Below are 20403 nucleotides of genomic sequence, written 5' to 3' on the forward strand. Positions count from 1 at the left end.
ATTGATGACACCTAATTCTGGCAATTCTGGTCATTCCGGCCGTTCTGGAGCGAACCACGGCGGAGCAAACCATGGTGGCTCGAATCATAGTGGCCGCCCGGGTCGCGATGAACGTACCGAATTTTTCCGTGGCGACGATCGCACGGAATATTTCGGTTCGAACGAGCAGACACAATACATAGACCGTCCGAACATAGACCGTCCGCGGCAGTACTTTCCGGATCAGGACCAGAACCAGGGGCCCCAGGGCCAGCAAGGTCAGCCGCAGACTCAGCAGTACCAGGGCCCGTACACCCAAGGCTTTGGCCAGAATCAATACGGGCAACAGTATGGACAGCCATATAACTCCGGTTATGCCCCTGCGGCACAGCAGGCTACCGTGCACAACGCGCACCAGCCGCAGCAAACAGCACAGGCATCGGGTGGCTCGAGTTCCTGGCAAATGTTGCTTGGCATCATTTCGGGTTTGGCGTTACTGCTGGCCGTAGTGTTTTTCTTCCTGTGGCGTTCCGCTGATAATGAGCAGGCTACGCCGCCGACACCAACTACTGTGACCTCCACACAAACAGAAGAGGTTAATGTCACGGTGACAGAACCAACCACCGTTATCGAAGAACCCGTTTTACCTGGCGGCGACGGTGGAAGTTGGCGAGACCAGATCCCAACTGAGGTGCCGGAGGAACTGTTGCCGCCAGAAGGTGAAGAGTTCGATCTGCGCAGCTGGTTGAGCAATATTTTCGGCTAGTTCTTTACCTGAATAGGCACCTGATTAAGCCTGACTAGTCATGACCTGCCCGTATCAACGCTCACCCGATCGTAAATATTGCGCTCATAAATACTGAAACTGTAAATCCTGAGTAGGAGATCATGCCCGAATCCCCACAGACCGAATCCCCACAGTCCGAAAACCAGGTGCAACCTGCGGCCGTCCAGTTGGCCCAACAGGTAGCTGCCCGGCTCGCAGAATTCGCCACCGATGTCGTGCTGTGTCCGGGTTCGCGTAACGCCCCGCTTTCGTTGGCGCTCATTGCGCACCCAGGATTGCGGGTGCATGTGCGCCTGGATGAGCGCAGCGCAGCCTTTTTGGCGTTGGGGTTGGCGCGCGTGCAGCAGCGGCATGTTGCGGTGGTAATGACTTCGGGCTCGGCGGTGTCGAATTGTTTGCCTGCCGTCGTTGAGGCTGCTCATTCTCATACGCCGCTGCTGGTGTTGAGCGCGGATCGGCCGCAGCGACTCGTCGGCACGGGGGCTTCGCAAACAATCCAACAACAGGGCATTTTCTCCACGTTTACCCAGACCACGCAGATCAACACCGTGGATGACCTCCCCGCGTTTTCTAAACGCCTTAGCGCTGACCGCTTGGCACACATCAATGTGGCTTTTGATGTGCCGCTGGTGGGAAGCGAACTGGCCGAGCCTCGTACAGATGGTCTTGCCGACGCCCACTTTGCCGATGCCAACCTTGCCAGCGCCCACTTTGCCGACGCCCCCGCAATTGCACCGGTGGATCCCGCGCACCCTGCCCGCCGCAGGCTGCCTACCTGGTCTGATCACGGAGAGGTTGCCGTTGACCTGAGTAAACCAACCCTGGTGATTGCCGGCGATGAAGCCTGGCGTGTCGACGGGCTCGAAGATGTGCCGACGATTGCCGAGCCGAGCGCCCCGGCTCCGTATGTTCCGGTGCACCCGGGGGCGGCCGCGATTTTCGCCAAAGATGATGCCCAGGTTGGCGAGTACTACGTGAGCACCAAACCTGACCAGATAATCGTCGTTGGGCACCCTACTTTGCACCGCCGGGTGCTGTCGCTGATCACGGATCCGGATACCGAGGTTATCGTGCTGTCCCGCACCGATGATTTCTTGAGTCTGCGTGAGGGCGGCGCTCAAGAAACCCGCGGTACTCGTGTGAAAACCAATGGTGAACCTACCCGGGAGTGGTTGCAAGTGTGCCAGGCCGCCTCCGATCTGGCTGCTGGGGCAGTACGCGAGGCGCTGGAAGATGAATCGTACGGTTTTACAGGACTGCACGTTGCTGCTGCTGTCACGGACACGTTGGCGGTTGGAGATACCGTGTTCGTCGGCCCGTCGAACCCGGTCCGTGATGTTGCCCTGACTGGTTTGCCGTTTGATGGCGTCGACACGTATTCCCCGCGGGGAGCTGCCGGGATTGACGGCAATATTTCGCAGGCCATGGGTGTAGCTATTGCTGCGCAGTCTTTGCGTGCCGACGAAATCCGCGCCCCGCGCACCGTTGCCCTGCTCGGTGACATCACCTTTTTGCACGATGTCGGTGGACTGCTGCGTGGGGTGGATCAGCCGGAGCCGGAAAACCTCACGATCGTGGTGGCCAACGATGACGGTGGCGGAATTTTCGAGTCCCTCGAAGTAGGACAGCCCGGTTTGCGTCGTGATTTTGAGCAGGCCTTCGGTACCCCGCATGGGGTGGACATTGCCGCGATCTGTGAGGGCTACGGCCTGCCCTACCAGCGTGTGGAGAGCCCACAGGAGCTTCTCGACGCCTTGGCCGCCCAAACCGAATTTCCGGAATCGATCCTGGTTATTGAGGCGGCGACCACTCGGGCGACGCGTCGGCAATTGCACCAGGCGATCGATGCAGTTCTTGGGGGATAAATCTGGTTCCCTATGGCAGATTCTGTAGATCCCCAAGCCACGAGTGCGCAAGAAGCCAGCCCGGATAAAACTGCACCTTCCGCCGCACAGTCTTATGATCCGCGGCGGCGACGTCGGCAGTGGCAGCGGCGCATGCACCAGCTGGTTGCAACCTTGTGCTTAGCTGGGCTACTGGGCTCAGTTGCCATGATTGGCGGGGCAGCGGCGAATGATCACCGGATTGAATCTGATCCAGGTCGCGCCCTAGCGACGGTCACGGGTACCTCCTTGTTGCGCACTACCGTGGAATTCCGGGACGGCGAAGGTCTGTATCGGGCACCGTCGACAGGCGTGTTGTACCCCACCGGGCTTGCCGAGGGTCAGCAGGTTTGGGTGCAGTATTCGCGCGTGGATCCGGACCTGGTGAAAGTAGCAGGCCGTGGTTGGACGTTGGCGATTATCCCTGGGCTGAGTGTCGCGGCGCTGGTTGTCGTCGTCACGTTGGTGTTGTGGCAGTTGATTAGCTTCGCGACGCGTCCCACAGCGCATCCTCACAGGACGCCGACGAGCACACCAAGAACTCCCAAGACAAGTAATCGCGGGTGATGCTAGTTGTTGTCTGCACCTTCGGCCCGATCGCGGCTGCGCGTAGCCATCGTCGCCGAATCTTTTTTGCCGCACGTGAACGGGGTCAGCAACTCCGTCCTCCGCATTCTGGAATATCTGAACGCGCACGGCCACGACGCCATCGTTATCGCACCCGGTCCACACGGTAGGGGGCCAGACAGCAGAGTCCCGGACCATCCAGAAATCTCCCACTACGCGGGTTTCCGGGTCGTGCGCGTGCCGACGATTCGCTTGCCGTTCGTCGATTCTCTGCCCATCGGCGTGCCAACGCCGACCGTCTACCGCACGCTCGCCGAATTCCGCCCGGATATCGTGCACTTGGCCAGTCCCTTCGCGCTGGGGCGCGGTGGTGGTTGGGCTGCTCGGCGTTTAGGCATTCCCAGGGTGGCGGTTTTTCAGACTGATATTGCAGGTTTCGCCGGGCTGTACCAGCTGGGGGCATTACAGCGCGCTACCTGGCGTTGGATCAGGCGGATGCATAACCATTGCCAGCTGACGTTGGCGCCGTCGACGGAGACCATCCAGCAGTTGGAATCGCACGGGGTGCGCAATCTTGCGCATTGGGGGCGCGGGGTGGATACGCAGTTGTTTCATCCGGAGAAACGCTCGGATGCGCTGCGTCGGAAGTGGTGCGCAGGGCGGCCGAAACAATCACCGCCAACTATCGTCGGTTACGTGGGACGCCTGGCTAATGAGAAGGGTGTGCACCGGTTGGCTGCCTTGTCTGCCCGGACTGATGTGCAGCTCGTCATCGTCGGTGATGGCCCGTGCCGTTCTGAGTTGGAAACGGCGATGCCGGATGCGGTGTTTTGCGGAGCACTCAGCGGTCAAGATTTGGCTGCTGCCTATGCCAGTTTCGATGTTTTCGTCCACCCTGGTGAGCTGGAGACTTTTTGCCAAACCATCCAGGAAGCGCAGGCTAGCGGCGTGCCGACGATCGCCCCGCGGGTAGGCGGCCCAGTCGACCTGATCCGGGATGGTAGCAACGGGAACCTTGGTGACAGTAACGGAAACTCTGATGGCTGCACTGGGCTGCTACTGGATCCCGATAATTTCGAAGCAGAGCTTGCCGACGCGGTCAGCTGGCTGGCCGCCCCGAGCCGTCGGCAAGAATTATCCGCTGCAGCTCGCGAGCACGTGGAGGATAAGACCTGGCCGAGGATCTGTGCTCAGTTGGTGGACTATTACCGGCAGGTGCTGGCGGAGGTGAACCCAGCTGCGTGGGAATCTCCGGGTGCCAACCATTAAGCTGGTGGGGTGGATTCTTCGAATAAGGCTGAGCAAGACAATAAAGCCCAAGGTGCTAGCGCCCAGGACAAAAAGGCCCAGGACAAAAAGGGCCAGGACAATAAACCTCAGCAAGCACCGAAACTCACTCGTGCGACGCTGGATAAGGCGCCGGTGGATGTGGCGTCGATGTTTGATACGGTCAGCAAGAATTATGACCTGACCAATACCGTCCTCTCGCTCGGAATCGATAATTATTGGCGCAAACGCACTCGTGAGCGTTTGGATCTGCAGCCCGGGGATAAGGTGCTGGACTTAGCAGCCGGAACCGCGGTGTCTACCGTGCAGTTGGCGCGCTCTGGAGCCTGGTGCGTGGCCTGCGATTTTTCCACCGGCATGCTGGCCGCCGGCGCCCACCGTGATGTGCCTAAGGTCGCTGGCGATGGAATGCATTTGCCGTTTGCGGACGATAGTTTCGACGCCGTCACGATCTCGTATGGGCTGCGTAATATCCACGACTTTCGCGCCGGGCTGCGGGAAATGGCGCGGGTGACCAAACCGGGCGGCAAGCTCACAGTGGCTGAATTTTCTACCCCGGTGGTGCCCGTATTCAGCACGGTGTACAAGGAATATTTGATGCGCGCGCTGCCGGTGATCGCGCGGGTGATTTCTTCGAATGCGCAGGCGTATGAATACTTGGCGGAATCGATCCGTATGTGGCCGGATCAGGAGACTTTGGCTGCCGAGATCAACGCTAATGGGTGGACTGAGTGCGGTTGGCAGAATCTGACGGGCGGAATTGTGGCGCTGCATTCGGCTGTGAAGGCTTAATTGGTCTGGGCTGGAGTTCTCTTAGCATTACCCGCTGCATGGGTTCTTTATCGCGCTACTACCGGCGGCCTCCAGGAAATGCCTCTACATGAAGTCATCGCGACTGCTGTTTATATTTTCGTGCTTCTGGTGCTTGTAGAAACAAAACTCGTGCTGTCGGAGCGTAAGAACACAGGAGTCACGAGTGACGAAAACACTAAAAAGCCCAGATATTAAAAAGCCCAAATAAATTGGCCAGATTCCTTAATATCGGAGGTGGCTTTGTTTGGCCGTGTTTAGTTATGCCTCGCCATTGGTTTTAGCATCGCAGGTTCCCCATATTCCCTAAACCGTTGAATCCCACAGCGGCGTGTCGGCCCGCACCGTTGCCGCGTATTTTCCGGCCTTCTTCCACAACCGGGAAATCAGGTCGCGGTCTTCGTCGGTAACTAAGTTGCCCATCAACCGAGCAGCCGCTGGCATTAAATAGCGCGCCGCCGGGCCCCGCAACCCTAACGGGCCGAACACAGGCAAAAACTGCGGGTAGGTCAAAAGCCGGGCCGCGGTGCGTGCCCACATGAACGCCTCGCCGAAATGCGCCCGCAACACTTCGGGCCACACCAAGGTGAGGTCGACGCCGTTGCCCAACAGGCCCACGGCTAGCTCGGCGGTTTCCAGCCCGTAGTCGATACCTTCACCGTTTAATGGGTTCACGCATGCCGCCGCGTCGCCGATCAGCATCCAGTTCGCCCCGGCTACGTTCGATACGGCCCCACCCATGGGCAATAACGCCGAGGCCACTTCGTCCGGATCCCCTAAACCCCAGGCTTTGCGCTGTTGGCTGGCATAAAATTCCAGCAGTTTCTTGGTGTTGATCGCTGCCGGACGTTTATCTGTCGACAATGCGCCGCATCCCAGGTTCACTGTGCCGTCGCCAAGCGGGAAAATCCACCCGTATCCAGGTTGAACGGTGCCTTGTTCGTCGGTCAGTTCCACGTGCGAATGCATCCACGGTTCATCGGAGTATGGCGAGCTGCAATACGACCGCGCGGCGATCCCATAGACTTCGCTGCGGTGCCAGGTACGCCCTAGTTTTTTGCCAAACGTCGAGCGTACCCCGTCAGCCACGATCGTCCACCGCGGGCGCAGCGTAATCTCGCTTGCCGACGGCTGCTGGTCGTTTGTTGGCTGTTGGCTGCCCGAGGATGCCGACCGCTCCGCCGCCCGCTGGCCACCGACCCGTCGCACCGTGATGGTCTCAATCGAATTGTTCTTGACGACGACATCAGCACCCGAATACCCGGTCCACACCCGTGCGCCTGCTGCCGCGGCTTGCTGCACCAGGTAGTTGTCTAATTCGCGCCGTGGCCAGGCGGTGCCCACATCCCCAAAATGTCCGTTTGGCCACGCGGCGGTCACTGATCCGCCGAAGCCGTGCAGTTTTAATCCCCGGTTGCGGTATCCCGGGTTCACTCCATCCAGAAGCCCTAGCTCTCGGAGTTTCGCCATCGCGCGTGGGGTGAGACCATCGCCGCAGGTTTTATCGCGGGGAAAGGTTGCTTGGTCTACCAATACGACGTCCCATCCGGCGCGTGCGGCATAAATCGCAGCCGCGGCTCCAGCTGGGCCACCGCCAATAACCGCGACTTCGCAGGAGACAGCGTCATTGCCGGTGCTGGAGGCGTCGGCAAGAATTTCGCTTTTCGGAGGTTTCGACGTGGAAGATGCAGTGTGGGACCCGGAATCGGGCCGAGCGGGGGAGTCGTCGGCAAGGCTCATGGGCATTATTGTTGCATGAATAAGCCCCCGGAAGTGTTTTGCCCTGTTTCGTCGGCTACTGTTAGGACGGGAATTATGGGAACGAATAAGCGCAAGGATAAACCTCGGATATGACCACTGGCCAAAACCAGGTTTCTGGTTACACCCCCGCTGTGGATTTGGGGGATGAACAGCTCAATTCGCGCATTGCTGCCGGGATGGAAACGGTCGAAGACCTGCTGCGTTCGGAGCTTTCGCAGGGCGCGGAATTCATCACGGATAAGGTTTTGCATTTAACTACCGCTGGTGGCAAGCGGTTCCGTCCAATGATGGCGCTGCTTGCTGCTGAATATGGCCCGCATGCAGAATCGGACAACGTGTATAAAGCAGCGGGTGTGGTGGAGATTGTGCATTTAGCCACGCTTTACCACGACGATGTGATGGATGAAGCCGATCAGCGGCGTGGGGTCGAATCTGCGAATTCGCGCTGGAGTAATTCGGTGGCGATCTTGTCTGGTGATGTGTTGCTTGCGCACGCGTCTCGGATTATGTCGACGATGGATAGTCTGACTGTGCGCCACTTCGGGGAAACTTTCCAGGAGCTGGTTACTGGGCAGATGCGTGAGACACTTGGCGCGGGTGAGTCCGACCCGGTGGAGCATTACCAGAAGGTGATTGAGGAAAAGACCGCCGTGCTGATCGCCTCGGCTGGGTACTTGGGTGCGTATCATGCGGGTGCGGATGAGCCGACGCAGCGCTCTTTGCAAACCATTGGCGGTGCGATCGGCATGATCTTCCAGATCGTCGACGATATTATTGACCTGTTTTCTGATCCAAAAGATTCTGGCAAGATTCCGGGTACTGACTTGCGTGAAGGCGTGTTGACGCTGCCGGTGTTGTATGCATTGGCAGAAGATAGCGCTGCTGCTAATGAGTTGCGTTCTTTGTTGACCGGCCCATTGGAGGCTGAGGATGATGTGCAGCGTGCGATTGCATTAATTCGGGAGACAGAAGGACGTGCGAAAGCACTTGCCGACGTCCAAGCCCATTTGGATGTTGTCGACCGTGAGTTGGACAAGCTGCCGGATATTGCCGCGACGCGCGCCCTGCGCTTGCTTGCGGAATACACCATGCGCCGGGTGGGCTAGCAGGGTGCTTGCTGGTAATCGTGGCTGTTTCTGGCTGTCGAAACCCTGTTTGTAGTGCTGGTTTGTAGGTTTATTGGGGGTTTATAGTAGGCTAAGAAACCGCACCAAATGGTGCTTGCCAGGTTGCCCGAGCGGCCAAAGGGAGCGGACTGTAAATCCGCCGGCATTGCCTTCAGAAGTTCGAATCTTCTACCTGGCACAGTTTGAAACCTCACGCGAATTATCGCGTGGGGTTTTTGCATGTGGGGGTCTGGGGTTAAGTAGGGGTTAAGTAGCAAAAAATGTGTCTGATCGGCGTGTCGCCAATTCCCTAGATCTGGCCTTTCCGGATACCGAATGAGTGTGTGTATTCAACATCGATGCCCTGGTCGTAGAAGGCTGGCTGACCAGATTACTGGCCAGTGGTGGAACTGGATGCATCCTAAGGCATAACTTGATTTCAGGTCGCATTTCTGTCCGTATAGTCCACAAGGAAGCGTAAAAACAGCCGTGCTGGGTCGGAGAGTCGGTTCTTCGAGCTCCACACCACCCGCAGCGGACGGTCGAAATTGACTCCAACCACCGGAACCTCGAGGTATTCCCCGGTGGCTAACTGCGATGATACCGCGCGCCTCGCGATCACCCCTGGTGCTCCTAGAGTGCCTATCCCGGTACGTTGTGCTCCTAGCGATCCAAACTCTCCTATCGGTGGGGCGAGACCTTCCAGAGCGTCTTCTACGACTTCTCGAGTGCCGCTTCCCTGCTCGCGCAGCACCAAAGGTGTGGATTGCAACTCCTCTTTCGTTATCGGAGCCGTCCCTGTCACTGGTATGGATGCTGAAGGCATATCCAGGTCATTGTGATTGTTTGATTTTGCCCAGGGGTGATGCGCGGGTGCAGCAACGATTAGCTCATCGTGCCCTATCACTCGCTGGTGTAGTTCATGGGCCACCCAGTTACCCTCAACTAGAGCTAGTTCCGCATCTCCCTGGATCACGTGACGTTGGGCCTCCCGACTGTTGAGCTGACGCATGTGCAGATGAGTCTGCGGGTGACGGCGTTGGAAGGCCGCTGCCCACCGGGGGTAGTCTATTTCCGCCACAGTATGAGAAACCACCAGCGTAAGCCCCTCGGTTACAGCGTTGTTGGTGGCTGCTTTCAGACCATGCGCGCAATCGTTGAGTGCCCTTTCTAAGCCCTCAAGCACACGGATCACTTGGTGTCCCACTTTTGTCGTGGAACTGCCCGCGGCGCCACGCCAAAAAATACGTGTATTTAGGTGTTTTTCCAATTTGGCGACGCGTGTGCTGACCGTCTGTTGGGAAACATTGAGATATTTCGCAGCCTGATTCATTCCTCCGTGTCGGGCTACAGCGAGGACGACGTCAACCGTGAGGGCATCGGGAACGTAGCTTCGTCGAACGGAAGAGAACCGAGAGTCATCACCATCTCGTGCGGGGTACATGCTTTCATTGTAACCCTGTACGGATTTTGTGCCCTCCCGTAAACGTTCAGCAGTACATAGCCTGAAGCGCATGCTTAAAATTGAGAATAAAATGGAACTTCCGCCACTCGGACCTGGCTGGGCCGGAGCAGTAATGGGACTAGGGATATCCTCGTCCCTCATTGAGACTCATCTCAGCCCCGTTGTGGGGCATCTCCCCGCGAAGATCATGATTGTTGCCGCAACTCTTCTCGCTCTGGCGCTCTCCATAGGCTTCATTAGGCACCGCAATCCGGGCTTTCGCCCCAATAACATGCCCGCGTGGGGCATGGTCTCTATGGGGATTTTAGCTTTAGGCAGCGCCTACTCGCTTATTTTTAATGCCTGGATGATTCATATTTTGTGTTGGGCAGCCGGAACCATCCTTGGTGTGATTACCTGCCTAAGGTATCTGCAGTTCCTTATTTTTGACCGTTCCGTTGCTCCTGCTTTTACCTTGGGGTTGCCCCTGGTTGCACCGATGGTTTCCGGAACCTCCTCGGCTCAGTTGGTGCCGCACGCGGGGGAGTGGGGGTCGCTGGTGCACGACATTGGCGTAATGTGCTTTGCATTGGCATTGGCTACGTCAGTGCCGACGTTCGCCTTCGTTTATTTGCGTACATTCCCCAATCTTCCCACCAGCTTTGCCGCCACTGCCTGGATTCCGCTGGGCCTTGTCGGCCAGTCCACAGCGAGTGCGCAGTTGATTGCCGGTGAGCAGTGGCATTTCCGGGCAATGATCTATGGAGTTGTGATGCTTAGTCTCGGGATTCCGTTGGCTGGTTATGCCATTGTCAAGCATTGGGGGGCAGTTCTTGGCAGCAGCCCAATGTCGTATAACCCCACGTGGTGGGCCAGCACTTTTCCGGTCGGCACCTGTTGTCTCGGTACGCATACCTTGTCGACGCAACCCGCAGCATTGGAGTGGGGTATGGGATGGATTGATATCGTCAGTGTCGGCCTGCTTGTTCTTCTTTTGCTCCACGTTATGTGGGCATCTTATGGAGCCGTCAGGATTACTGTGTTTAGCCGAGGATGATCCGGAAAGAATCTCGGTACTTCAGCAATGCTGGTCTCGACGTCGGTTAAAATTTGGTCACCTTTCAGCCCCCCGCGCAACGTCGTAGGTTTCTAGTTCTGATACTGCCTGCAGTGACCATAAGGCGGCCTAGTGCCTGTGGCCATCATAGGACAATGACCTGTCGATAATCGTGAACTGTTGAATGTGGATGATTGTTCCAGAAATTCCGTCTTGAACTGCGGATTTGTGTATTTATAATAAACTGAGTTAGGCTGTGTGAGGCTTCAACGGAGCGCAACAAAGTAGATCGAAAGACTGCAAAGTTGGTTTCGAGGCTGCGCCCCCTTAGCTCAGTCGGTAGAGCGTTTCCATGGTAAGGAAAAGGTCGACGGTTCGATTCCGTCAGGGGGCTCTGTTGCTGTTTAGGGCCGAACGCCTTAAACGCTGCAACACCAGGCGGTGTAGCTCAGTGGTAGAGCATACGACTCATAATCGTTGTGTCGCGGGTTCAATTCCCGCCATCGCTACTGGGATTTTTCCCATTACCTCAAGCCTTGTGCTGACCGGTTCCCGGTCTGCTAAGGTGAAGGCTGCTGTAAGTTCAGGTTTCATCTTTGGATCCCTGTTCTTTTACCCAGCACCCTCTAGGGGCGTGGCGCAATTGGTAGCGCAACGGTCTCCAAAACCGTAGGTTGCAGGTTCGAGTCCTGTCGCCCCTGCCATTATTTTTATGAGGTCATTCACCAAGGTCTCCAAGGCCATTGAGGAGTTATTGACGTGAGCGAAGAAAACAACGCTACCGGTGGAGCGGCTCGCCCAGTCGGTAAACGTCAACTCTCGGGTGCTTCCACGACATCCAGCGCTTCCTACGAAGCGAAGCGCGTCGTCAATGTCGATGACTCATCTGTTCGTGATGACAAGCCCGGTGGCGGTCCAACCAGCTTTGTTCCAGAGGTCGTCTCTGAAATGGGTAAGGTTGTCTGGCCTACCGCAAAGCAGATGGTGCAGTACACCATCGTCGTGTTCGCCTTCCTGTTCGTCCTTACTGCGCTGGTTTGGAGTATTGATACTGTTGCCAGCTTGGGAGTTGATGCAGTTCTTAACCCTTAGGTATAGTTGCTATATATCTGGTTGTTATCCCGCTTATCCCTCGTTGGATAAGCGGGATAATTTATGAGACAACCGCACCAGAATTACCCAATGACCCTATGCATAAGGGAGTAGAACGACCGTGAGCGAAGATACGCAGAACGAAAACCTTAACGACAGCGACGTTTTTGAAGACGTCACCCCGGAAGTAGCCAGGGCGAGCGAAGCGGCAGAGCTCGCTGCTGAGGAAGACCGCGAATCGCTTGGTGATGACTACGATGCGGATTCCGATGATTTCGCCAAAGACCACGAAGAGGCCGTCAAGGCTACTGAAGCTGCCGCAAAGTCTGTAGAAGGCGCAGACGATGCCAGCGCAGAGGCTACTAATGATTCCGCTGAGTCTGATGCTTCTGCAACGGAGACGGATGCAGATGCGGATGCTGCCTACCGTATGCGTTTGCGGGAGTTCACGAAAGAGCTGAAGAAGCAGCCGGGGCAGTGGTACATCATTCAGTGCTATTCGGGTTACGAAAACAAGGTGAAAACCAACCTGGATATGCGCATCCAAACTCTTGAGGTTGAGGATTCCATCTTCGACGTCGTAGTTCCGATTGAAAATGTCGTGGAGAAAAAAGACGGCAAGAAAAAGATCGTCAAGAAGAAACTCCTGCCAGGCTACGTTTTGGTTCGCATGGAGATTAACGACCGCGCCTGGTCTGTGGTTCGTGATACCCCGGGTGTAACTTCTTTTGTGGGCAACGAGGGCAATGCGACTGTCGTCAAGACCCGTGAGGTGGCCAAGTTCTTGCTGCCGAAGACCACCGAGGCACGTGAAGAGGCGCCGGCACAGGCAGAAGAAGAGCAGGTGGCAAGCCCGCAGAAGCCAGCCGCATCTGGCATCAATCACGATTACCAGGTTGGCGAAGCCGTCACGATCCTGTCTGGTGCGCTGGCTTCGGTTTCGGCTACTATCTCCGAGATCGACCCAGAAACCGGCAAGATGCAGGCGCTGGTGTCGATCTTTGGTCGCGAAACCCCTGTGGAACTCACCGCAGATCAGGTCGAGCGCATTATGTAGTTTGAGCCTGGCGCCCGGGTTTGGGCTTGGCGCCCGGGTTACAGTACGCTAGGTCTTCGTGTGTGCGTACTGATGCGTGCGCAATCGCGTTTGCAGCAGCACACCGGAAAAGAATTGCACATCCCCGGTTGCCGGCGAAGGCCGGAATCCGGACAGCCCCCGTTATTCATCGTGGCGGGGTGCTGGTACCACGGAATTGAGGTAAAACGATGGCTCCTAAGAAGAAAAAGAAGCAAGCAGGCTTTATTAAGCTGCAGATCCAGGCTGGTCAGGCAAACCCTGCTCCTCCAGTCGGCCCTGCCCTGGGTGCCCACCAGGTCAACATCATGGAATTCTGCAAGGCTTATAACGCCGCTACCGAAGACAAGCGCGGCGAAGTTATCCCTGTAGAAATCACCGTCTACGAGGACCGCTCCTTCGACTTCAAGCTGAAGACCCCACCTGCTGCCAAGTTGCTGCTGAAGGCTGCTGGCGTACAGAAGGGCTCCGGCGTTCCGCACACCCAGAAGGTCGGAACCGTAACCTGGGAACAGTGCAAGGAAATCGGCAAGACCAAGTTCGAAGATCTGAACGCTCGTGACGAGGAAAACGCTGCCCGCATCATCGCTGGTACCGCTCGCTCCATGGGCCTGAACGTTGATGGACACCCAGACGCGTAAGTCGGAGACCTCGCAAGCGTTAAGGTCTGTCGTACCGCAGCCTTGATGTTCGCCATGGCCGCATTCGGATGCGGCCACATCCACCGTGGCAGAGCCAGCTACGGCTCGCTGACCACGACAATCCCCAAACTTAAAGGAATTGAGAAATGAGCACTAAGTCCAAAGCTTTTAAAGAAGCCGCGACCAAGATCTCCCGCGACCACCTGTACCGCCCACTAGAGGCAGTAAAGCTGGCTAAGGATACTTCTTCGAAGAACTTCGATGCCACCATCGACGTCGCTATGCGTCTGGGCGTTGACCCACGTAAGGCTGACCAGTTGGTTCGCGGCACCGTGTCCCTTCCAAATGGCACCGGTAAAGATGTTCGCGTTGCTGTTTTCGCGGCTGGCGAGAAGGCCACCGAAGCTGAGCAGGCTGGCGCCGACATCGTCGGTGTTGATGAGCTGATCTCCCAGGTCACCGAAGGCAAGATCGATTTCGACGTCGCAATTGCTACCCCTGACCAGATGGCTAAGATCGGTCGTATCGCGCGCGTCCTGGGCCCTCGTGGCCTGATGCCAAACCCGAAGACCGGTACCGTCACTAACGACGTCACCAAGGCGATCAAGGAAGTTAAGGGCGGTAAGATCTCTTTCCGTGTTGACAAGGCTTCCAACCTGCACGCCCTGATCGGTAAGGCCTCGTTCAGCGAGCAAGCTCTGGCTGAGAACTACGGCGCATTGTTGGATGAAGTTCTGCGTCTGAAGCCATCGGCTGCAAAGGGTGTTTACCTGAAGAAGGTTACCGTTTCTTCCACCACTGGTCCTGGTGTTCCAGTTGACCCATCGGTGCAGAAGAACTACACCGTAGAGGCTTAAACACCTCCAGGCTTAACCATCCTACGCTTAGGTAGCTCAAGACTTAAGCAACTGAGTGCCCGTGTGTTTTGCCCGAGGATCTCGCGCCCGAAGCACTCGTACTGCACTCCGCCCACCTTCACTCCCGTCCATTGGGATAGTGCAGGTGGGTTTTCTAGTATCCGTCAATTACCCTGCTATTGCCCCCTATTAACTCTGTTGTGCACGGGGTAATCTTGAAAGTACTATGCGGTATCTCTATCTGGCCCTTGGGCTGTTGTGCGTGGGGCTCGGTGCTTTCGGTGCGGTAGTGCCGTTGGTACCGGCGACTCCGTTCGTGCTGCTGGCGTTTTTCTTTTTCACGCGTAGTTCGCAGCGGTTGGAATTCTATATCGTGCACCGCTCACCGCTGCGTAGTTATCTCATTGATTTTTACTCTGGTTCGTTAAGCCGCAGACGTCGGATATACATCATTGCGACGGCCTGGGCCTCAATGATCTTGTCAACGATTTTGGTGGGAAAATTGTGGTTCGCGGTCATGATGGTAGGCATCGGGATGATTGCCGCGACCGTAATTTGGCGCCGCGAGCCCAAACCAGAAAAAGTAGCTCGTTTTTGGCGCCGTTATGAAGAGTCTGCTCGTCTCCAGAAACGTCGCCAGCAGGAACAGCACCAACTGGATCAGCACCAACAGAAACGTCGTCAGAAATGACGCCGCGGATAGGAACGCCGTCAGAAATGACGCCAATACGGTCGCCGCATATCGCAGATGCTTAGATTTAACCTATGAGTTGTGGTTTTGCCCGGTCTTCCTTCGCCCACAATGGCAAGGCCCGGGTCGCCGTGATTGGTGCCGGCCCTAACGGCCTTACTGCTGCAGCAGTTTTAGCGCAGGCTGGCTGCCGGATAGAAGTTTTTGAATCCGCCGACCATATCGGTGGATCAGCACGCACCCACCCTGCGTTCGGGGCGGGGAGCGCGGTTGATTTCGGTGCTGCGGCTCATCCGTTTGGAGTCGTGAGTCCGGTGTTTCGCCAATTAGGCCTCGAAAATTATGGGCTGGAGTGGAAGCATCCGCAGTACCCGATGGCGCACCCGCTTGTCGACGCACCTGCGGTTATCTTGCATCGCGATCTTAAGACCACCGCCGCACAGTTTTCCGACCATGACCGCCGCGTGTGGAACCACCTGCACAAGCCGCTTGTCGACGACGTCGGCAAGCTTGTCAACTCTGTGCTTCCGGTCCGCCCACGTTACCCGCTTGCTCTCGCGCGCTTGGGCCTGCGGGGTGTGTGGCCGGCGAGAAGCTTAACTTCGCGACTGCTTGTTGACGAAGCTGCCCGGGCCTTGCTGGTTGGTTCTGCTGTGCACGCGATTCGCCCGCCGAGCCAGCCAGGTACCGCAGCGTTTGGATTGTTGTTTAATTCACTCGGGATGACCACGGGTTGGCCGGTGGTTTCCGGCGGTACTGGACAATTAGTTAGGGCTTTGGCACGCGTGATTAAGCACTACGGCGGGACAATCAAGACCGGTGCTAAGGTCCAGGATCTTTCTGGTTTTGTAACCTATGACGCTGTGGTGACTACGCAAACTCCGCGGCAGCTACTGGCCTTGCAAGGGCTAGATTTGTCTAGGCCGCGTTCGCGGAGTCTACGACGATGGAAGTACGGTACCGCGGTGTACAAGGTGGACTATTTGGTTAATGGTCCGGTGCGGTGGAATGATCCGCGAGTAGCAGGGGCGGGCACGGTGCACGTGGGTGGAACCGTGTCTGAGATGCAGTTAGCGGAAAGCCAGGCTGCAGCGGGGACGTTGCCGGAGCGCCCATTCGTGATGGTCTGTCAACAACAGACCGCGGACCCTACGCGTTTTTCTGGCAGTTGGCGGTCGTTGGGGGTTGGGAGGGTGCTCTCGGCGCAGATAGATGCAGGGAGAATACCGGAGGATGCCAGGCAACCGCACATCCTCTGGGCCTATGCCCACGTGCCGCATGGTTACCAGGAGCAATTCCCGGGTGAAGTAGCAGGCCTGATAGAAACGCAAATTTCGCGATATGCCTCTGGGTTTTCCGCGCAAATTATCGAACGCCACCAGGCTTCTCCAGTCCAGCTGCAGGAAGCCAACGCGAATCTGATCGGCGGGGATATCGCCGGTGGGGCTATGAATTTGGCGCAGATGGTAAGGCGGCGTCAATACGTTGGCACGCTGACGATGAATCCGGAGGTTCCGGTGGTGCAGGCGAGTGGGGCCAGCCTGCCAGGCGCAGGTGTGCACGGCATGGCCGGGTGGCGAGCAGCCCAAACGATTCTCCGTAGATTTGGTGCTACCGAATTCAGCTGATAGGCTTTTTCCTGAAGTTTGAACGGCTTTTGCCGCGCTCAAGTTTCACCGAAGACCGTCGGTTATCCGCGTAGCGGATCGAAGGTCACCCCACGAGTTGCTCGTGGTGGCGACGACCCACGCAGGAGACACTTGTGCATTCCAACCAGAAGGTTGTATGCGCCCTGTGCTCTTGCACGGGGCTTTTTTGTTGCTAGCTTGCCAGCCCCAGTGGCATGGTCTTGCTAGAAGCAGGGGAGTCTCGTGGTGACACCACTAGGATGTATCGAAAGGAGGCGTGAGTAACCATGGCAAACCCGAAGAATGTTGCGGAATTGGCCAAGCTGAAAAACAAGCTGGCTGAGTCTGACTCGGTAGTTCTGACTGAATACCGTGGTCTGACTGTTCCGCAGATTTCCGAGCTGCGTGATCAGCTGGGTTTCGATGTTGAATACTCCGTCGCCAAGAACACCCTTCTGAAGATTGCCGTTAACGAAGCGGGAATCACTGACCTTGACGAATACTTCCAGGGCCCAACCGCCGTCGCCTTCATTAAGGGCGAGGCTGTTGACGCCGCGAAGGTATTCAAGAAGTTCGGTTCCGAAAACGACGCTCTTGTCGTTAAGGCCGGCTACATGGACGGCAACGCACTGAATGCCGACCAAGTCAAGGCATTGGCTGACCTGGACAGCCGCGAGGTAACCCTTGCGAAGCTGGCCGGCGCTATGAAGGGCAACTTGGCAAAGGCAGCAGCAGTGTTCAACGCACCTGCTACCAAGATGGCTCGCCTCGGCGCTGCTCTCGAAGAGAAGAAGCAGAACGAAGGCTAAAAACCACACGGTGCTGGCCCTCGCGGTTGCAAGACCTGGCTGGATTATCCAGCCCGGCTCGCATGCCGACGATGCGCCGGAACCAACGACAAATTGTGCACTGTGAAGCGCGAAAGCGCAGAACACGCAACTATAGAAAGGAAGCCTGACATGGCTAAGCTCTCCAAGGACGAGCTCATTGAAGCGTTCAAGGAAATGACCCTGATCGAACTTTCCGATTTCGTTAAGGAATTCGAGGAAGTATTCGACGTTGAAGCTGCTGCTCCTGCAGCTGTAGCTGCTGCTCCAGCCGCTGGTGCTGGCGAAGGCGCTGCTGAAGAGAAGGACGAGTTCGACGTTGTCCTGACCGACGCTGGCGCTAAGAAGATCGGCGTTATTAAGGCTGTCCGCGAAATCGTTTCCGGCCTGGGCCTGAAGGAAGCCAAGGAACTCGTAGAGTCCGCTCCAAAGGCTATCATCGAGGGCGCTTCCAAGGACGACGCCGAGGCTGCAAAGACCAAGCTGGAAGAAGCTGGCGCTTCTGTCGAGCTGAAGTAGTCTTTACTACCCCAAGCATTCTTGCCACCGCCGCGAGTCGGTTATAACTCGTAACAATCGCTAACCCGCGGGTTCACCTTTTCGGTGCCCGCGGGTTTTGTTATGGGATTTGGCAGCGTTTCCGGTCGTTTAATCCGATAAACCCCCAATTAACCCTGGCGCGGCTCGGGGTGTTGCCACAACGATGTCACTGGAAGGACAAATATAGTGTGCCCGTCGTCGTGGAATCGGAGTGCCTTATCCCCGAGGTAGATAACGACGGTTGCCGCTACGCGTTGACCTAGCTGTGAGCCAATGGTTTTTAGGTGTTTCCACGCGCGTGCATCGACGTCATGCGAGCTTTTTACTTCGATGAGAATAACCCGCCCGTCGGCAAGCTCAACAACGATATCGATTTCTTCGTTTCTTCGCCGGAAATGAGCGATGGAATACCGCTCGGTAGACCAGGTCTGTTGTTTGCGCAGTTCTCCGACGATGAATGCTGCTAGAAGTGCACCGTATAATTCAAAGCCGCCGGATTGCAGCGATTTTTGCACGGTTAGTCCTGATAAAAACGCGGCGAGCCCTGTATCGGAAACGCTGATTTTTGGGCGTTTCACGCTGCGGTTGGTAAAACCGACGCCCCAGCCGGGAATAGAGTCGACCAGATACATCCGTTCAGCGAGCTGTAGATAGTCGGTAAGTGCAGTTTCGGAGATTCCTAGGTTCCGGGCGACTTTTGCTTTGACAAGTTCAGCTTGTCCTTGGCTTGCCAATATTTTTAACAATGGTTGCAGATATTCTGCGTAGTCACTGCTTCCTGCTAATTCACGTGCGCCATGGGTAGCTAAGCGTTCCAGATATGAAGAAAATCATCGGTCCCGTCGGTGACCAGGCTCTCTCTTTAGTGGCTCTGGGTATCCACCTGCAATAACAATCGATCTTTGCTGCTCAGGGCGAGCAATATTTTCGTGCTGGTAGTGCTCGCCGACGGAGTCGATCGTGGTACTGGAAGTGACAGAAAGGATCCAGTGGACCCAATCTTCTGGGGTTGACCTATTGGCTAATTCTCCCTGACTGAGCCCGTAGAGACGTAGTGATTCCGCTCGTCCGGCAAGAGAATCGGATACCCCGGGGAGAGTGAGCAAATCGGTGGATCCGGTAATGGCATACCTGCCCGGACGGCGGTCTAAGTCAATGACGCGTTTCATGGCCAAAGCGAAATTGGGCGCGCGCTGTGCTTCGTCAATGACAAGAGTCTTGTTTGGTGCTTGTTGTAGAAATCCGATTGGGTCAGCCTGTGCATATTCGCGGTCTACGTCGACATCCAAGGTGACAAAAGCGGCTTCATCGTTGCTGAATGTTTGCCGTAACAGGGTTGATTTGCCGACCTGGCGTGCTCTCTGTACTACCAGTAATGGAGAGTCTTCAATGATCTCTCGAGCGATTACCGTAGGCTATGCCTACGTACTTCGTACGAGAGGTTCTTCATGGCTAAATAATAGTAGGTGAACACGCTGCACGGGGTTTGTGTAGCTCAAGCGCGAGGATTTACCGAAGTTAGCACGGGGAAAAACCAATGATAGCGCAAGGATTAACCACAATAGACGCGAGGATTTTGTCGAACAAGCAGGTGCGGTTCCGGCGGGTGGGAAATCGTTCTGCCGTCGAGTGTGTTCCACACAAGGGCCCTCCACCATTTACTCATACTTTCGGATGATTTTTCGGATCCAGAAGAGGTAAACTAAAGCCTAGTGCTGCCACCACAATTGGCGGCAGCGTCGGCACTGTCGGCATGCTACCCGCGCAGATGCCACCATTTGTGAAGAAAGGATTCCCCATGACTGGCACCCCGAACACCCTTCTCGTTTTCTTTTCTCGTAGCGGTGAAAATCTCTGGGATGGTGGTCGCCGCACACTAGAAATCGGTAACACCAAGCGTGTCGCCGGTATGATCGCCGAACGCATCGAATGCGACATTTTCGAGATCACGGCCGCTGACCCTTATTCCGACGAGTTCGATTCCGTTGACCAGCGCTCGGCACAAGAACTACGCGACAATGCTCGTCCAGCCATCGCTGGCGAATTGCCCGACGTCGGCAAGTATGAGCGCATCATCGTGGGCAGCCCGGTGTGGCACGCAGAACTCCCCATGATTCTGCGCACCTTCTTCGATGAGACCAACGGTCTGGCAGGCAAGGACGTCTATCCGTTTGTGACGTTTACTGGCGGTGCGGGGGCGGCATTGTCGGAGGTGGCTGCGGCATGTCCGAAGGCGACGGTGCACCAGGGGCTGCCGGTTCGCGGTGAGGATGTGGACAATGCAGGGGAAGATGTTGACGCCTGGGTGGCAGTCGAGTTCCACGGTGAGGAGCTTTGAGTAACCACTATGTAGCGCGATCATCTCACATGG

At 56.5% G+C, this 20403-nt stretch carries 20 protein-coding genes and 4 tRNA genes; 20 read left to right on the forward strand and 4 right to left on the reverse strand.

Annotated elements, in window-relative coordinates:
* Positions 1 to 4 precede the first annotated feature (4 nt).
* From O146_RS12065 to O146_RS0101635, 5 genes are all read left to right on the forward strand, one after another.
* Positions 5 to 745: a hypothetical protein gene (locus O146_RS12065; protein WP_051619195.1), complete on the forward strand. Its 741-nt coding sequence runs from the start codon at positions 5 to 7 to the stop codon at positions 743 to 745.
* 122 nt (positions 746 to 867) lie between these two features.
* Positions 868 to 2631, forward strand: a complete 1764-nt coding sequence (gene menD / locus O146_RS0101620) for a 2-succinyl-5-enolpyruvyl-6-hydroxy-3-cyclohexene-1-carboxylic-acid synthase (RefSeq protein WP_051619196.1) — start codon at positions 868 to 870, stop codon at positions 2629 to 2631.
* A gap of 12 nt (positions 2632 to 2643) precedes the next feature.
* Positions 2644 to 3216: a DUF3592 domain-containing protein gene (locus O146_RS10735; RefSeq protein ID WP_021352101.1), complete on the forward strand. Its 573-nt coding sequence runs from the start codon at positions 2644 to 2646 to the stop codon at positions 3214 to 3216.
* 36 nt (positions 3217 to 3252) lie between these two features.
* The gene (locus O146_RS10740) at positions 3253 to 4485 is read left to right on the forward strand and encodes a glycosyltransferase family 4 protein (RefSeq protein ID WP_081820546.1); all 1233 of its coding nucleotides are present in this window, start codon (positions 3253 to 3255) and stop codon (positions 4483 to 4485) included.
* Positions 4486 to 4623: 138 nt separating this feature from the next.
* Positions 4624 to 5295 carry a demethylmenaquinone methyltransferase gene (locus O146_RS0101635; RefSeq protein WP_027017505.1) on the forward strand — a complete coding sequence of 224 codons (672 nt, stop codon included), beginning with the start codon at positions 4624 to 4626 and terminating at the stop codon, positions 5293 to 5295.
* A gap of 324 nt (positions 5296 to 5619) precedes the next feature.
* On the opposite strand, the gene O146_RS0101645 is transcribed toward O146_RS0101635, so the two are convergent.
* Positions 5620 to 7059: a geranylgeranyl reductase family protein gene (locus O146_RS0101645; protein ID WP_027017507.1), complete on the reverse strand. Its 1440-nt coding sequence runs from the start codon at positions 7057 to 7059 to the stop codon at positions 5620 to 5622.
* A 104-nt stretch (positions 7060 to 7163) separates the two neighbouring features.
* On the opposite strand from O146_RS0101645, the gene O146_RS0101650 reads away from it, so the two are divergent.
* Positions 7164 to 8180, forward strand: a complete 1017-nt coding sequence (locus tag O146_RS0101650) for a polyprenyl synthetase family protein (RefSeq protein ID WP_021352096.1) — start codon at positions 7164 to 7166, stop codon at positions 8178 to 8180.
* A 117-nt stretch (positions 8181 to 8297) separates the two neighbouring features.
* A tRNA-Tyr gene (locus O146_RS0101655) sits at positions 8298 to 8379 on the forward strand.
* Positions 8380 to 8619: 240 nt separating this feature from the next.
* On the opposite strand, the gene O146_RS0101660 is transcribed toward O146_RS0101655, so the two are convergent.
* Positions 8620 to 9624: a LysR family transcriptional regulator gene (locus O146_RS0101660; RefSeq protein ID WP_244266789.1), complete on the reverse strand. Its 1005-nt coding sequence runs from the start codon at positions 9622 to 9624 to the stop codon at positions 8620 to 8622.
* Positions 9625 to 9694: 70 nt separating this feature from the next.
* Between O146_RS0101660 and O146_RS0101665 the strand changes: the two genes are divergently transcribed.
* The 12 genes from O146_RS0101665 (at position 9695) to rplL (ending at position 18011) form a co-directional block, all read left to right on the forward strand.
* Positions 9695 to 10681, forward strand: coding sequence for a TDT family transporter (locus O146_RS0101665; protein WP_027017509.1), 987 nt, complete (start codon positions 9695 to 9697; stop codon positions 10679 to 10681).
* 321 nt (positions 10682 to 11002) lie between these two features.
* Positions 11003 to 11075 (forward strand) — tRNA-Thr (locus O146_RS0101670).
* A gap of 43 nt (positions 11076 to 11118) precedes the next feature.
* A tRNA-Met gene (locus O146_RS0101675) sits at positions 11119 to 11190 on the forward strand.
* A 119-nt stretch (positions 11191 to 11309) separates the two neighbouring features.
* Positions 11310 to 11385, forward strand: a tRNA-Trp gene (locus tag O146_RS0101680).
* 55 nt (positions 11386 to 11440) lie between these two features.
* Complete coding sequence (gene secE / locus O146_RS0101685) at positions 11441 to 11773, forward strand: preprotein translocase subunit SecE (protein WP_027017510.1); 333 nt, start codon at positions 11441 to 11443, stop codon at positions 11771 to 11773.
* 121 nt (positions 11774 to 11894) lie between these two features.
* Positions 11895 to 12830, forward strand: a complete 936-nt coding sequence (gene nusG, locus O146_RS0101690) for a transcription termination/antitermination protein NusG (RefSeq protein ID WP_027017511.1) — start codon at positions 11895 to 11897, stop codon at positions 12828 to 12830.
* A 209-nt stretch (positions 12831 to 13039) separates the two neighbouring features.
* On the forward strand, positions 13040 to 13489 hold the full coding sequence (rplK, locus tag O146_RS0101695) for a 50S ribosomal protein L11 (RefSeq protein ID WP_018121334.1): 450 nt from the start codon (positions 13040 to 13042) through the stop codon (positions 13487 to 13489).
* 146 nt (positions 13490 to 13635) lie between these two features.
* Positions 13636 to 14346, forward strand: coding sequence for a 50S ribosomal protein L1 (gene rplA, locus O146_RS0101700; RefSeq protein ID WP_023018931.1), 711 nt, complete (start codon positions 13636 to 13638; stop codon positions 14344 to 14346).
* A gap of 226 nt (positions 14347 to 14572) precedes the next feature.
* Positions 14573 to 15037 carry a YbaN family protein gene (locus O146_RS0101705; protein WP_021352091.1) on the forward strand — a complete coding sequence of 155 codons (465 nt, stop codon included), beginning with the start codon at positions 14573 to 14575 and terminating at the stop codon, positions 15035 to 15037.
* A gap of 74 nt (positions 15038 to 15111) precedes the next feature.
* On the forward strand, positions 15112 to 16665 hold the full coding sequence (locus tag O146_RS0101710) for a phytoene desaturase family protein (RefSeq protein WP_051619198.1): 1554 nt from the start codon (positions 15112 to 15114) through the stop codon (positions 16663 to 16665).
* Between the two features lie 287 nt (positions 16666 to 16952).
* Positions 16953 to 17474, forward strand: coding sequence for a 50S ribosomal protein L10 (rplJ, locus tag O146_RS0101715; RefSeq protein WP_023018934.1), 522 nt, complete (start codon positions 16953 to 16955; stop codon positions 17472 to 17474).
* Positions 17475 to 17624: 150 nt separating this feature from the next.
* Positions 17625 to 18011: a 50S ribosomal protein L7/L12 gene (rplL, locus tag O146_RS0101720; RefSeq protein WP_018121329.1), complete on the forward strand. Its 387-nt coding sequence runs from the start codon at positions 17625 to 17627 to the stop codon at positions 18009 to 18011.
* 149 nt (positions 18012 to 18160) lie between these two features.
* Here the strand turns inward: rplL and O146_RS12940 are convergent, their stop codons facing one another.
* Together O146_RS12940 and O146_RS12945 are read right to left on the reverse strand one after the other, a co-directional pair.
* Positions 18161 to 18766: a DUF4143 domain-containing protein gene (locus O146_RS12940; protein WP_244266790.1), complete on the reverse strand. Its 606-nt coding sequence runs from the start codon at positions 18764 to 18766 to the stop codon at positions 18161 to 18163.
* 96 nt (positions 18767 to 18862) lie between these two features.
* The gene (locus tag O146_RS12945) at positions 18863 to 19438 is read right to left on the reverse strand and encodes an AAA family ATPase (protein WP_341860314.1); all 576 of its coding nucleotides are present in this window, start codon (positions 19436 to 19438) and stop codon (positions 18863 to 18865) included.
* Positions 19439 to 19830: 392 nt separating this feature from the next.
* Between O146_RS12945 and O146_RS0101730 the strand changes: the two genes are divergently transcribed.
* Positions 19831 to 20370 (forward strand): flavodoxin, encoded by a 540-nt coding sequence (locus tag O146_RS0101730; RefSeq protein WP_023018936.1) that lies wholly within the window; start codon positions 19831 to 19833, stop codon positions 20368 to 20370.
* Positions 20371 to 20403: the final 33 nt, after the last annotated feature.

The organism is Corynebacterium pseudodiphtheriticum DSM 44287 (assembly GCF_000688415.1).
GTDB lineage: Bacteria > Actinomycetota > Actinomycetes > Mycobacteriales > Mycobacteriaceae > Corynebacterium > Corynebacterium pseudodiphtheriticum.